10 protein-coding genes and 2 pseudogenes are annotated in these 13,638 nt (G+C 38.6%); 3 read left to right on the top strand and 9 right to left on the bottom strand.

Annotated elements, in window-relative coordinates; translation table 11 throughout:
- Position 1: 1 nt before the first annotated feature.
- Both PLEUR7319_RS39885 and PLEUR7319_RS33905 read right to left on the bottom strand, forming a co-directional pair.
- A pseudogene (locus PLEUR7319_RS39885) lies at positions 2 to 1,080 on the bottom strand (IS630 family transposase).
- Positions 1,081 to 1,123: 43 nt separating this feature from the next.
- On the bottom strand, positions 1,124 to 1,786 hold the full coding sequence (locus PLEUR7319_RS33905) for a transposase DNA-binding-containing protein (RefSeq protein ID WP_019503594.1): 663 nt from the start codon (positions 1,784 to 1,786) through the stop codon (positions 1,124 to 1,126).
- 126 nt (positions 1,787 to 1,912) lie between these two features.
- Here PLEUR7319_RS33905 and PLEUR7319_RS43045 point away from each other — a divergent pair.
- Positions 1,913 to 2,080 (top strand): annotated as a pseudogene (locus tag PLEUR7319_RS43045) (Uma2 family endonuclease); the annotation flags it as partial.
- Positions 2,081 to 2,142: 62 nt separating this feature from the next.
- On the opposite strand, the gene PLEUR7319_RS0102290 reads toward PLEUR7319_RS43045, so the two are convergent.
- The 6 genes from PLEUR7319_RS0102290 to PLEUR7319_RS0102265 form a co-directional block, all read right to left on the bottom strand.
- Entirely contained in the window at positions 2,143 to 2,775 is a 633-nt protein-coding gene (locus PLEUR7319_RS0102290; protein WP_019503592.1) for a response regulator transcription factor, read from the bottom strand.
- Between the two features lie 212 nt (positions 2,776 to 2,987).
- Positions 2,988 to 3,257 (bottom strand): type II toxin-antitoxin system RelE/ParE family toxin, encoded by a 270-nt coding sequence (locus PLEUR7319_RS0102285; protein ID WP_019503591.1) that lies wholly within the window; start codon positions 3,255 to 3,257, stop codon positions 2,988 to 2,990.
- A complete protein-coding gene (locus PLEUR7319_RS0102280; RefSeq protein ID WP_019503590.1) occupies positions 3,254 to 3,457 on the bottom strand; it encodes a hypothetical protein in 204 nt (67 codons plus the stop codon). Before PLEUR7319_RS0102280 ends, PLEUR7319_RS0102285 begins: the two co-directional genes overlap by 4 nt.
- 96 nt (positions 3,458 to 3,553) lie before the next feature.
- A complete protein-coding gene (locus tag PLEUR7319_RS33900) occupies positions 3,554 to 4,333 on the bottom strand; it encodes a sensor histidine kinase (RefSeq protein ID WP_019503589.1) in 780 nt (259 codons plus the stop codon).
- Positions 4,334 to 4,455: 122 nt separating this feature from the next.
- A complete protein-coding gene (locus PLEUR7319_RS0102270; RefSeq protein ID WP_019503588.1) occupies positions 4,456 to 6,108 on the bottom strand; it encodes an IS1182 family transposase in 1,653 nt (550 codons plus the stop codon).
- Between the two features lie 156 nt (positions 6,109 to 6,264).
- Positions 6,265 to 10,044 carry a GAF domain-containing protein gene (locus PLEUR7319_RS0102265; protein WP_019503587.1) on the bottom strand — a complete coding sequence of 1,260 codons (3,780 nt, stop codon included), beginning with the start codon at positions 10,042 to 10,044 and terminating at the stop codon, positions 6,265 to 6,267.
- Between the two features lie 750 nt (positions 10,045 to 10,794).
- Between PLEUR7319_RS0102265 and PLEUR7319_RS33895 the strand changes: the two genes are divergently transcribed.
- Positions 10,795 to 11,160 carry a response regulator transcription factor gene (locus tag PLEUR7319_RS33895; protein WP_019503586.1) on the top strand — a complete coding sequence of 122 codons (366 nt, stop codon included), beginning with the start codon at positions 10,795 to 10,797 and terminating at the stop codon, positions 11,158 to 11,160.
- A gap of 931 nt (positions 11,161 to 12,091) precedes the next feature.
- On the opposite strand, the gene PLEUR7319_RS41550 is transcribed toward PLEUR7319_RS33895, so the two are convergent.
- On the bottom strand, positions 12,092 to 12,244 hold the full coding sequence (locus tag PLEUR7319_RS41550) for a hypothetical protein (protein WP_019503585.1): 153 nt from the start codon (positions 12,242 to 12,244) through the stop codon (positions 12,092 to 12,094).
- 460 nt (positions 12,245 to 12,704) lie between these two features.
- On the opposite strand from PLEUR7319_RS41550, the gene PLEUR7319_RS0102250 reads away from it, so the two are divergent.
- On the top strand, positions 12,705 to 13,610 hold the full coding sequence (locus tag PLEUR7319_RS0102250) for a hypothetical protein (RefSeq protein ID WP_144054225.1): 906 nt from the start codon (positions 12,705 to 12,707) through the stop codon (positions 13,608 to 13,610).
- The last annotated feature ends 28 nt before the right edge of the window (positions 13,611 to 13,638 follow it).

Here is a 13,638-nt window from a genome sequence, read left to right as displayed (position 1 = left end):
ATTAAACGGCTGTTGCTAAACTAGACTGTGGCCACCAAGAGAAATTAGTAATTCCTTTGACCAATTCTGGTTGTTGCAAAATGACTTGACATCTGGTGTACAAGATTTCTTCTAATTGCTCCAAATTAGTAAAGCTACGATTAGCCAGAGGCTCATCTACTATCGGCCACAGTCTTTCGGCTGGCTGTAATTCAGGGGAATAAGGAGGGAGAAATTCCAGATGTAAACCTAATGGTAAATTTTGAGTAATTTCTTTGCTGACGTGCCAGCCAGCCCCATCCAAAACTAACAGAATCTGTTTACTTTCACCAAGATTAAACTCTCGCGCAAAATCTTCTAAAACTTGTAAAAACAACTCTTTGTTGACATAGGGAAGAATCCAAAAGTAAGTTTCTCCTGACTGGGGAGCTACAAAACCATACAACCAGAGCCATTGATACTTCCAATTAACATCTGCTGTCAGATTTTCGCCAATTTCTGCCCAAATTCGTCTTGGAATTAGTTTTAATCCCAAACGGTGTTCATCCATAGTCCATAGTTCTACTATGGCCTGGGGATTATCTCGGCATAGTTTTTGATATCTGTTTTGAAGTTTTTTTTCCATTTTTCTTGCTCAAAAGGGTCTGATTCAGTATGAGCTGGTCTCGGTTGTTTGAGTCTGAGTTCGTACCCTCTAAGATATTCCCATCCCCTTTGTTTACTCACGGGACGTTCTAAAAGCTCCGACATCCAGTCTGCCACTTTACGACTATTCCATAAACCTCCATCTACTGGTGGGGTTTGTAATCTTTGCCACAAATGAGCTAACTGCACATCATCTAGCAAAGGTTTATTCCCCTGATTTTGATGTCGGCGATCGCCTAACCCTTCCTCTCCTAAATGGTTATAGCGACTAGCTAACTTATAAATCCATTTTGTACTATAGTTGGTAATACTACTTACTTCTGCTACAGTCTTGCCACTAGCTAAAAGCCATATGATTTGATAATGAGAACGTTCTACTGAGTCACAACTGTTTCGATAACGTTGTTTTAGTTCTTCTAAACTCAGATGAGATTTTAATTTGAGGGAGCTGGGCATTGATTTATGTCATATTGATAGCTTCAATTAATTTTAGAACTAATTAAGCGGACTTCATATTACTGACTTGAGCAAAGACTTCCGCAATGTCCCCTTCTCGGTCAAATACATGGATAATTTTGGGCCTTGTAGGCTCTGGAACGGAGATTTTTAAGAGTTTTTCGACTTCTTTGAGAGCTTCTATCCATTTATAAGATTCTTTCTCTTCAATTGGGCGTTTTCTGGCTTCTGCTTGTTTTTTCTTCCTCTGTTTCTTCGTTAGATTTTCCCCTTTTTCTTCATGCTCTCGATGCCACAGTTTTTCTGTTAGTAATCCTATTGGTTGTCCATTGTCGGCATCAAGGGCTAAGGTGCTATGTAGAATTAGTCCATTTCCCCCATTGCCAATCGGTCCATATTCGGCTCTTTTGTCGAGGATTTTTTTGTAATCGAGATAGGTTGTATCTCCCACTGCTAATACGATGGGGAGTGCTTTAATCTGAGCTGCTGTTTGAAGATGATAGGGTTGGCACACACTGCTTAAGCTAGTTTTCGGATTGGCAAAGAATTCATAAGCTCTTTTCAGGTCACTTGCTCTCTCAAAAATCTCTGAGAGTGGCTTGCCATATTTTAACGATAATCTTGATTCGATGAACATCGCCCTTTTGGTTAAACGTTGATCTCCAAAGTCGCATTTTTCCGTTATTGAATTTTTGGTCTGATTCATTCATAACTTACAATCGGCTCAATTATTTTGCTCTATCGAGAGCGCAGATTTCTCTAAATGAGTAATTGTTAGCGAATATTGTTACACAACTTATATTTCCTCCAAAAGATGCCGTGAAAAGTCAGTACAAAATTGGGCTACTTTATCGACCCTGATGATAAGTCTGTTACGGTATTTCAACCAAACCAGTTGCCAGAGATAAAAGAAAAGCAAGACGTATTGCCCGTGTTAAATGTCTTGCAAAACTGGCAGCTAAAAGTTGAAGATATATTTAATTGGTTGAATTTCGCATGATTGAGTTCTTAAGAATCAATACTGTAAGGTGGGCAATGCCTACTCTCCCTACTCCCTACTTGCTACAAACAGGCAATACCTCGCTTGAGTGCCACCAAAACCGCTTCAGTGCGATTTCTGACGGCTAACTTATCGAAAATTTTGTTGATGTGAAATTTAACCGTCCCTTCAGTGACATTTAACGCGGTACTAATTTCTTGATTATTTTTCCCTTCTGTCATCAAACACAGCACCTCTCGCTCCCGCTTGGTTAAAGGTGTTTGGTTCATGCGTTCTGCTATTTTAACCGCAACTTGAGGTGGAATATGTTTTTTTCCCGCATAAACCCGACGAATTGTAGCAATGATTTCGTCGCAGGGGGTACTTTTAAGCAGATAGGCTTTCGCTCCTGCTTTCAATCCTTGATAGATATCTTCATCACCGTCGTAAATGGTGAACATAATTATACAGGCTTCGGGAAACTGGGTGCGAATTTGGGCGATCGCATCAGCCCCGCTCAATTCTCCTGGCATCCGCAAATCCAGCAGGGCAACATCTGGTTGGTGTTGGGCAAACAGAGTCACGGCTTCAGTTCCGCTACTGGCTCGACCAACTACGGTCATGTCGGGTTCGGTATCGAGAATTAGGGCAAGACCATCGACTAAAACGGGATGGTCGTCGGCAAGTAAAACGCGAATTGGCGAAGTGGAAGTCATACTAAATTCTGTTCGTATAAGTTACTTTTAAAAAGCCCCCTAAATCCACGGCACTCAATGTGCGGAACCTGCGTCCGCACCCGTGCCTCCCCAATTCTGGGGGACTTGAAGAACGGCGAACGTGACCTTTATCAATCGGATTTAGTATCATTTTGTAATTTAGAATACAAATTTCTTTTAAATACGGTAAATGGCTACTGTCAGGTTAATTTTCAAGGAAAATAGCGGTAAACATCTCGCCGATGAAGCACTCGTGCGAAGGTTATCGTTTCCTTTTGTATAAAAATGCCAATCCGATAATCACCAACTCTGATACGGTAGGCATTCTGGTGTCCCTTGATTTTTTTGAGACTTTTAATTTCAGTTATATTCTGACAGTTGGGAATAGTTTGAAATGCTAAATTTTTAATCTCTGAGTAGACAGATGTTTTTTTGAGTTTTTTGAGGTCTTTGATGAAGCTGGAAAGATATTCCGTTTTCATTCTTCTTCTAGTGCTTTTAATGCCTCCTCTCGACTCATAGGCGTTTCGCTAATAGTTGTTTTCATAGCTTGATATAGTGCCTCGTCCTCTAGTCCTTCTAACAATTGTTGATAGTCATCGAAGTTGAGAATAACTTGACGAATATTACCTTGGGTATCGGTAATCAGTTCTTGGGCGAAGGGATAATCGATCTTAGTCATTTTTATTGTTAGTTGATTTTATCTATTTTAAATTTTAGTGTTTCTTCTCCGTGATATTTTCACAGACTTGCTGATATTTCTCTACTTTGGCTCGATCTATAGGGGAACGGTCACGCTAATAGTCGTGCCATTACCTGGGTTAGTTATAATATTTACCACGGCGTTAATCTGTTCGGCTCGCTGTTCGATACTTTTAATTCCAAAACCGCTATTAACCCCCAGCAGTTCGGGAGCAAAACCCCTTCCATCATCCTGAATTTGTAGCTGTAGCCGATCGCTATTAAAGATAAGATTCAAATCTATCTGTCGGGCTTCGGCGTGTTTGAGGGCATTGGTAACAGCTTCTTGACCGATGCGTAATAGGTTAAGACGAACATCGGGAGATAAAGGGGTCTGAGTGCCAGAGGTTGAGAATTCTATTTGAACTGGAACATTAGTATTTAAAGTAGTGACCAATCTTTGAAAAGCAGCAACTAAATCGTTGTACTCGTCAGCATTTTCCCTCAGAGTCCATAGTGACTGCTGTACTTGAGTAATTCCTTGATGTGCTAAATTTTGGGCGAGATTGAGACAAGAAGAAACGCGATCGCTTTTGGTAATTAGCAGGCGTTTACCAGCCTCAAGCTGCATGACAATGGCGGTGAATGACTGACCGATCGTATCGTGAATTTCCCGCGCTAGTTCGTTGCGTTCTTCGATTACAGCGCGTTCGGCTTCTTTCTGTTCTGTGATAATCTGTTGGCGATAAATGGCACTACCAACACAGCTTGCTGCGGTTTTGAATACGGCAATTTCGGGTAGGGTTAAACGCTTTGCTTCTCGACAAAAATCGATGCCTAAAATACCCCAAAACTGTTCGTTTACAAAAATTGGCACGGCGTAGGTGGATTTCACACCGAGTTCAATTGATTGACTACGGAATGGTTCGTGTAGTTCCTGATACTGCTGACGAACTTAACAATATACTGAAGAGCGATCGCTAGCTAAAATAGTCAAAGTTAATCAGGAGCTAATTTAGCAAAAGAAGAAACACGAGTTTTAGCCAAAGGAACACCTTCAAACCATGCAAACAAACGAATCGCATTGATCGCAGTTGCAGTGAGGATATGTTGTAAATGAACTTTATCCAAACCTATATAACGGCATTTGCGTAAACCAAAACCACGGACTCCCTGAGAAATTGTGCCTTCAACTCCTGCACGTTGATTGTATTGTTTGGACCATTTTTTAGTTTCTTGCTGTTTTCGTCTTTTGACAATGGCTAGATGTTCCTCTTTTGGACGTAGAGTAATTTCTCTCGGTTCGGTTTTTGAGCGGGTACATAAGTGACGACACTGACACTCTCGACAAGCTTTTCGAGGAAATTTAATTCCAATAACTGTATTGTCCCATTTATCTTTGTGTACAGTCCATTTTTTCGTACTCTTGATTCCTTGGGGACAAGTAGCTTGTTGTTTTTTCCAGTTAATTTTAAAATGACTCAAATCATAGGCTTCAGGGTTTTTGGATTGCCAACTAACATTGTCACGGACTGGTCCAATTAGTTCAATATTATGTTGTTGCTTACTTTCAACTAACAGAGTGCCATCCACATAACCAGCATCAACCAGATGCTCGGATGGTGATAAATTCTTGTCAGCTAAAGATTGATGAATTAACTCAGTTTGGTCTACATCAGCTAGATGAGCTTCTGTCGTTTGAACATTGGTAATTAAATGAACTCGATTTCGAGCACAAGTTTCAGTCAGATGTACCTTGTAGCCAAGCCAAGTAGTATGTCGCTTGTTACCATAACGAGCTTCAGTATCATAAGGGGAATTACTTCTGATTCCTGCTGGGGGTAAATCCTTGTGACTACGCCAATGAAGTTGACCATTATTAATCCAGTATTGATGTACCCAAGCAATTCTAAGAGTTTTGATTGCTGGAATCTCTCTAAGCCATTGCGGTGCAGTCGGTTCATCGTAAATAGCCATTAAAATTTTCATTCCATCTCGTCCAATATTGGCAGCATATTCATTACGCGCTTTTGTTCCTCTGGGCAGTCGAGATTCTTCAACAGGTTTACTGTAACGGTCAAACCAGTCAGAAGCGACTATATTGGATAACCAATCTGGATGGGCTACAGCTAAAGTATTCAAAGCAGAACGCAAGGTTTCACCAACATATTCAAGTCGATTAAGATTACGAATTGCTGCCAAGATATGAGTTGAATCAGTTCTAGCTTTTCCTTTAGCTTTAATTAGTTGAAGTTGTTGGCAGCGTTCTAAAAGCTTATCTAACAAAAGCTTTTCTTTTCCTCCATTCAGCAATCGAGAACGAAATAAGGTCAATACAGAAGAATCAAAACTTGAATCGGTCAATTCCAGTCCTAGAGCATATTTCCAGTCAATACGGGCAGCTACTGCTTCTACTGCTCCTCTGTCAGATAAATTAGCCATATACTGCATCACACAGATCAAAGCTAAACTTCCAGGACGTAATGCTGGCTGACCTTCAGATGAATAAAGTTCGACAAAATCACTATCATCATAAAATGTACCCAATTCATCTCTAAGACTCATGTAAAGATTCCCCTTGGGAAAAGCTCTGTGTGCTATTTCTTTGGTGAGAGGTGGGATGGATTTAATTAATTGATGATGTAGAACCATGCTGAAATGACTCCCTTGAACTTTTGTTCTGCTCTATAAGCTCAATTTAAGTCATTTTGAGCGTGGGGGATGCTGAATTTAGTTCAGCATATCCAACCACGCTATTGAGATTCTCAATTCAAGAATTTTGCGATCGCCCTGTAGAAAAAATTGGGCTTATGTTAAGTTCGTCAGCAGTATCAGTTCCTTAACAGTTCCGCCTGTGAACTCACCCCCTTTCATTTGAACTAGCCAATCTTCCATTCCTTGCCAAGAAATTTTATTATGTTCTGGATATTTTATTTGAGGAATAGCGAAAGATGAATTCCATTCATAAAAAGCAAGCAAAAAACCTATAGGTTCGTCGATATTACCTTCAAAATGTTGACATACACCTATGCGATCGCAATCTAAACTTTCTCCTAACATCTTCAGGGCTGCATTTATCCCCGCATCGAGATCGGGAGTTGCCAGTAATTGATTGGCTGCAAGTGCGGTAGCTTCTAACCATCTATCGCGTAATGATAAAACTTGGTTACTTTGTTCTAGTTGAATTAATCTTTGTTTTTCGGCTTGTTCTTTTTCAGTTTGTATTTGTTGGCGATAAATGGCACTACCCACACAGCTTGCTGCGGTTTTAAATACGGCAATTTCTGGTAGGGTTAAACGCTTTGCTTCTCGGCAATAATCGATTGATACCGTTCCCCACCAAGTTCCATTTAAGAAAAACGGCACTATATAGGTAGATTGAGCCTCTACTTCTATTTCAAAATGACGAAATGGTTCTGCAAGTTCATCTACAACACTTCCAACCCATTCTCCTCTCATGAGTCGCTCGATCCATTCCTCACCAAGATCGCTAACAGGTATTTGTTTTAATTCTGGATTTAACAGTTGAGAAGAAACATGAGAAGAATTCCATTCGTAAATTAGATGACCTAATGTGGGTACATTTGCACTTTCCTGGTTATAGATACATTGAAATACCCCCACACGATCGCAATCTAAACTTTCTCCTAACATCTTCAGGGCTGCATTTATCCCCGCATCGAGATCGGGAGTTGCCAGTAATTGATTGGCTGCAAGTGCGGTAGCTTCTAACCATCTGTCGCGTAAAGATAATACTCGGTTACTTTGTTCTAGTTGGGCTACCCGTTGTCGTTCGGCTTCTAGTAGGGCTTGTTGTGCCTGTTTGAGTTCGGTAATGTCGGTTTGCACTCCCCAACCGCCCCAGAAATAACCATCTCTTACATCGCCGACAATATTTTGCAAAAAATATCTACGTTGTCCATCTGCATCTATTTCTTCAGTTTCAGCATTACGGATTTGGTAGCTGTTTTCAATAATAGCGCGATTACTTTCTAAATTTGTTTGTGATTCTTCAGGATAAATATCAACAAGCCTTTTATCAACAATATCCTCTGATGAATTAAAACTATACTGATTGATAAAAGTGGAATTGACTTCTGCGATCCGAAAATATTGATAGGTGAATTCAAGCTGTTCTTCTACAGATAAAGAGGTTGAAATCGGTTCATCAAACTCAAAGCGATAAATCCCTTCATTGCTCAACTCAAACAGAGTTCGATAGCGTTTTTCTGATGCTCGTAACGCCTCATCTTGTTGTTCTCGTGCGATCGCTGCTGCAATACTATCTACTGCGATCGCAAAGACTGCTGTATCCGCTTCTTCAAATAACCTTACTTCTTGGCAATAGTCGAACCCAAACACGCCCCAAAATTCTCCCTGCACCATAATGGGAACTAACGTCATAGAAATATTGCCCTGTGCCTGTAAAATACTGCGAGCGGGTTCTGATAGTTCGTCGATTAAGAAATTAGAGATTTTTCCTTGAAATAGTTTTTCTCTAAACTGGGGAAAATCCGACCACAATAAGGCAGTTTCTAGTTCGGGTGTTGATTCAACCGATCTGGTAATACCTTCACGACACCATTCCGTATGCAGTTTTATCGCAGCTTCACCCGTGACGGGATTAGGTATGTTTTGTACTAAGCCACAGCGATCGCTTTTTGCAGCTTCTCCCAATATCTGTAACACTTCTGGTAAAGCGGTATGGTAATCGGGCGATCGCAACAGAGAATTAGCCACCGTAGCTACAGCTTGCAACAGTTTGGCTCGTTCTTGGGCTGCTTGTTCTCTTTCTAATAAAATATTGCGTTCGGCTTGTTCCTTTGCCCGTCTGGTTCGTTCGCGATCGATCGCTCCACCAATACAGGCAGCAGCAGTCTTTAAAATCGATAGTTCTGTTTCGCTACGCTGTATTTCTTCCCGACAATCATCAATACCAATGACACCCCAATGTTTGCCCTCTACGAAAATCGGAACGACATGAAGGGCTTTCACTTTTACTTCTGCCATTTTGCTCCGAAAAGGTTCGGGCATTTCCTCTAATCGGCAACTGATAGTTTTACCTTGACTTTGAAGTTCGTACCATTCTTCTATACCCTGATAACTTCCTTGAGAAAGTTCTGGATCTGCGATTTGTGAAACAGCACAAGCTGAATTCCATTCGTATGACATTCGCCAGTTTGGAATTGATGGCTTTAATAAGTTGTGCAAATTTTCAATAACACAAACCCGATCGGTATCGATACTCTCTCCAATAATCTGCAACGCCGTATTTACCGCCTCATCAAACTCTGCCCCTGTCAACAAAACATTAGAAGCTTCTGCGGTGGCTGCCAAAATGCGATCGCGCTGTTCTAAAACTCTATTGTGTTCTCGTAACTGACTTGCTTTTTGTTGTTCTAATAAGACATTGCGTTGGGCTGCTTCCCTTTCGGTGCGAATGCGAAACTGTTGGATTGCACTACCGATACCCGCAGCGACGGTTTTGAGGATTGAGATTTCCGACTCGCTGCGCTGTTGGGCTTCTTGACAGTCATCAAACCCCACCACGCCCCAATACTCCCCATCGATCGCAATAGGAACGGCATAGGTAGACTTTACGCCGATCGCTTTTTGTCCGCTTCTAACTGGTTCGGGTATTTCCTCAATTACTCCCCCTGCTGCTTCCCCTCGTTTAAAGCTTTCGTACCACTCTTCAATCCCCTCATAGTTTACCTGCTGTAATTCGGGATGCTGTAGCTGAGATACGGCATAGTCTGAATGCCATTCATATAGTGCTTGCAAATAACCTAAAGTTTCTCCTGTCGTATTGTCGTAGTGTTCCATGACGCACACTCGATCTGTAGCAATTCCTTCCCCGATAATTTCTAAAGCATTTGCGATCGCATTATCTAAATCCTCGTTATTCAGTAAAGCCTGGGTAGCAGAAGCGGTAAGATTGAGTAGGCGATCGCGCTCTTGTAACTCAATGGCTTTTTGTTGTTCTAATAATGCCTTTCTTTGAGCCTCTTCTTTAGTTTGGCGATCGCGTTCTCGCTCGATCGCACTCCCAATACAGGCAGCAGCCGTTTTTAATACCGCAATTTCTGCCTCGCATAATTCCCTGGCGGTACGACAAAAATCTAAACCGATTAATCCCCAATATTCTCCATCAATCGTAATTGGAATAGCATAAGTAGACTTTACCCCTAACTTATCTCTTTGATAGCTGCGAAACGGTTCGGAAAATGTTTCAATTAAGCCACCCCAATGTTGACCTACTTTTAATTGCTCGTAAAGTTCCTCGATACCATCGTAGGGAATTATCTTCATCTTAGGATGAGAAAATTGAGAAGCAGCATAATCAGATAGCCATTCGTAGGGAAGAACAATTACGTGACCGATAGTTTGACCTGTGATGTCTTCAATATGCTCGTCTATCCCCAGGCGATCTGCACCAAAACTCGTACCTAATATTTTTAAGGCTTGATTAACACCCCGTTCAAAATTATCATCACTTAGCAAAGTAATAGTACAATCTGCTGTTGCTTGAAGTAGACTGTTTGTCTTGGTTAAATTGTCGGGATGTTCTGACTGCTGTTGCGCCATTGGGGATTAATTCGATATTATGTTCCCCCAGTCTTGTAACTAGGGGGCTATGATAATGATACCCATGCTATGTAAACCTTTGAGTTATCTCCGAGGCATTTTTTGGGGTACAACAATAAATAAGCGATCGCCTGGCTTTACATCGTGTCCTATTTTGCAATATTGGTATATATGACCAAAGGTCATTTGTAAATATATGACCAAAGGTCATTTGTAATATTAGTTTTATTAGTTGTATCTTTTTAAAACTTCTGTAATTATTAAAGCGTCTATAAAAGTTAAATCTAATTCTATAAATATTTGGAATTACTTTGTTTACTTAATTAGGTTTGTGACAATTAATACCGATCAAAATTAAACTTATATCTTTATCAATCAAACGGTTAAGTACGAAAAACTAGTATCAAAATATACATTAAATTATCAAAACTGAATACTATAAATTTGCCAATATTTTGATATAGTTGGGAAAATTTGCCAGAAATCGCCCTAAATCCTGCTGTTATTTATACATTAATTTTGGAAGGCGTTAACTAAATAACAGACAGCCTTATATAAGTTATTTTATCATAATGGTATTCAATTAAAGTCCTACTTAGATCAAGACAAATATTTACTTTTGATTACCAAATAAATCATTAATTTTGCGGAGTTTTTTAAACTAGATTTTCAATAGCATTTAAACGTCTAATATAGCCTTTTACTAGAATGCAAAGATAATGTACTTTATTGAGCTAAAAATGGAGTAAAATGCCTAAGATTTTGATTATAGAAGACGATGAAGATATCAGAGAGCTAATTTCTGAAAGCCTGGAAGATCTAAATTACGAGATTATTACGGTAGCATCTGGCAAAAATGGTCTAGACAAAGCACAAAAACATTTACCTGATGTAATTGTCTGCGATATTAATATGCCTGGATTAAGTGGTTATCAAGTTCTTCAAGCCCTACGCCAAAATCCGATAACGGTAATGATTCCCTTTATTTTTTTTACTTCGTTAAATAGTGAAGCCGAACGAGCATATGCTATTAAGTTGGGAGTAAACGGTTATCTCAGTAAATCTTGTACAATACGAGAACTTAAAGCAGCGATCAATAAAATGTTAAACTTATAAATAAAAAAAGTCGTTAGTCGTTAGTAATTAGTTATTAGTCGTTCAAATATAGTCTTAAACTATACCTGAACGGGGACACAGTAAGACTATGGGATCTTAAACACAATTGTTTTTAGTATTTAATTTAAACTAAAAACTAAAAACTTTTTGATAAAAATAATCGAAATAAAAAACTGAGAAAAACCAAGCTTTTTTACTTTCATCATCTAACAAAGTACTAAATCTAATATTGAATCTATTAATAGTGATTTACTGATTTTAAATCTGTGACAATCTTGGTTTCAACTCAAGTTAAAATCTAAATAGTTGCAAAAGTAATACAAAACTTCTGATTTTTTTCATTTATTAGCAAGTAAAAACCTCGGCATATTTTACCAAGGTCGAGTAGGAGAAATTAATTAATCCACTTAGAGACTTAAACCTTTATTGTCTGAGTAAATCAACTGTTAAGACTCTATGGTTATTTTTTAAACTCAGACAAAGTTCTTACTCTTCACAGCAGCTCTAAAAGCCCCTTCAAATAAAGGTTTCTTTCCAAGCCTGATTCTCATTAATCTATAGTTAATGAAAATGAATAACGAAAAAATCAGACTTGAAAAATGAAAATTGACCGCCAGCCTGAGAAACGATAAAGATTCCATAAAAATTTAGGGACAAAGTTAAAAATGCTATCTGATTAACTTAAATTTAGGAACTAAAATGCAAAATCTTTAGCTAGTTTTACTGAAATACTTCCGGCAGTCAAAGATTAGGGCTTGCGATTTATCCATATAAAAAATATAGTCATTCCCCATAAAACTTATATATTAGGCTAAAAGTGAATCGTATTGTCTTGAGCCTTCTCGTAAAAATATTGCCCTAACAAGAATTATCTGTTCTGAAACAATCTTTCACCATAGTTTAACTAATTGGAATGACTATGAATCCAGCATTAAAAAGTACCTAGAAGAACCAGAAGCGTGAAACAACACACAATTAACAAGATTCCAACTAAAATAGCTACCCAGGGTTCACGATTAGTTTTATCTAAATATTGATTAACTTTTTTATCCTTCGGTTCAGGATGCCAAATCATTGGTTTCATAACCTTTACCTCCTTAATTATTAAGATAGATTATGCCATTACTTTTTACTAATAGTTTTTGCTTGAGATAAGTTCAAAAGTTTAACTTTCTTGATTCAATATAAATTAAGTTGTATCTATATTGACAAAGTTTTAAAATCTCTTATTTCTAATTTATCACTCTTCTATCAATATAAATTGATATGACATATAAATTTACTAAAATATTAATTTTCTAATTACCTTTTTGAAGATAAATTATTATCTTACCTGTTATTAAATTATCAATTACTATTCGAAAACTAGTATTTGCTTTTTGTCGAGTTTTTAGAAAAAAGTGGTTATGCCAAGGTTTAGCTTGAAAATTGCTCTCTTCACAATATCCTCAAACTTTTAGTCTAAACTCAAAGTAAAATTTATAGCTAAGAAAAACTAAGCACTAACTATTAATCACTAACCTAATCATAGGAGAATTCTTATAATGAGCTGGCGAAAACTAAGACCGCTAATCGTGGCTTTTATGGCAACTTTCCTGTTGATTTTTGTAACTGGAGTTGCTGTTGCTAATAACGAGAACGATATTCAAATCTTCAAAATGAATACTGATGTCACAGTTCCTGAAAAACAAGTTGTGACTGATGCAGTAGCTATTGGCGGAAATGTAACTATCTTTAATGAGGGACAAGTTACTCATGATGCCTTAGCTCTTGGGGGAGATGTAATCCTTAAACCCAATGCTAGCGTTGGAGGGGATGCGGTAGCTATTGGCGGAGAGATTATTAAACAAGAAGGTGCTATGGTCGGTGGTAGTGAAGTAGTAATATTCAGTAATGCTAAAGTATTATTTGAGCGTTTTGGCTTATTGGGCACTGTTTATTTAATGAATGCTTTATTCTCTTTAGCTTCTCTAATAGTTGTCTTTGCTTTTGGCATATTTTTACTTTTACTACTTCCAGGTCACATTCAAAGCATTACGGCTACTATGCACCAACATCCGTTTAAAAGTGGGATGTGGGGTTTAGGTGGTATTGTAGCGATTACCCTGTTTGTTGCTCTATTTGCTGGTAGTGTATTTGGCTTTTTACTTATTCCCATCGCTAATCTAGGCTTTGCTGTTGCCGGTTTGCTTGGTGCGATCGCTACTGGACTATGGATTGGCAAGAAAATTATTCCGCATTCAGATAAGGCTATTATTCCTTTTTTAGTGGGAATGCTAATTTTAGTCATCATGAGTCTGATTCCAATCGCTGGAGGATTGATAATTTTAATGCTTAATTTATTTGGTTTTGGTGCAGTATTACTATCACGAGTAGGTACGATGCAACCAGAAACTATTCAAAAGCGATTCGATCAGTTAGAAGGTACTATACAACCATCAGGAGGATAAGCACAGGAATCGTGATCGCTCTGAAAAA

The organism is Pleurocapsa sp. PCC 7319, from assembly GCF_000332195.1.
GTDB lineage: Bacteria > Cyanobacteriota > Cyanobacteriia > Cyanobacteriales > Xenococcaceae > Waterburya.
This window is presented reverse-complemented; position numbering and strand designations above follow the sequence as displayed.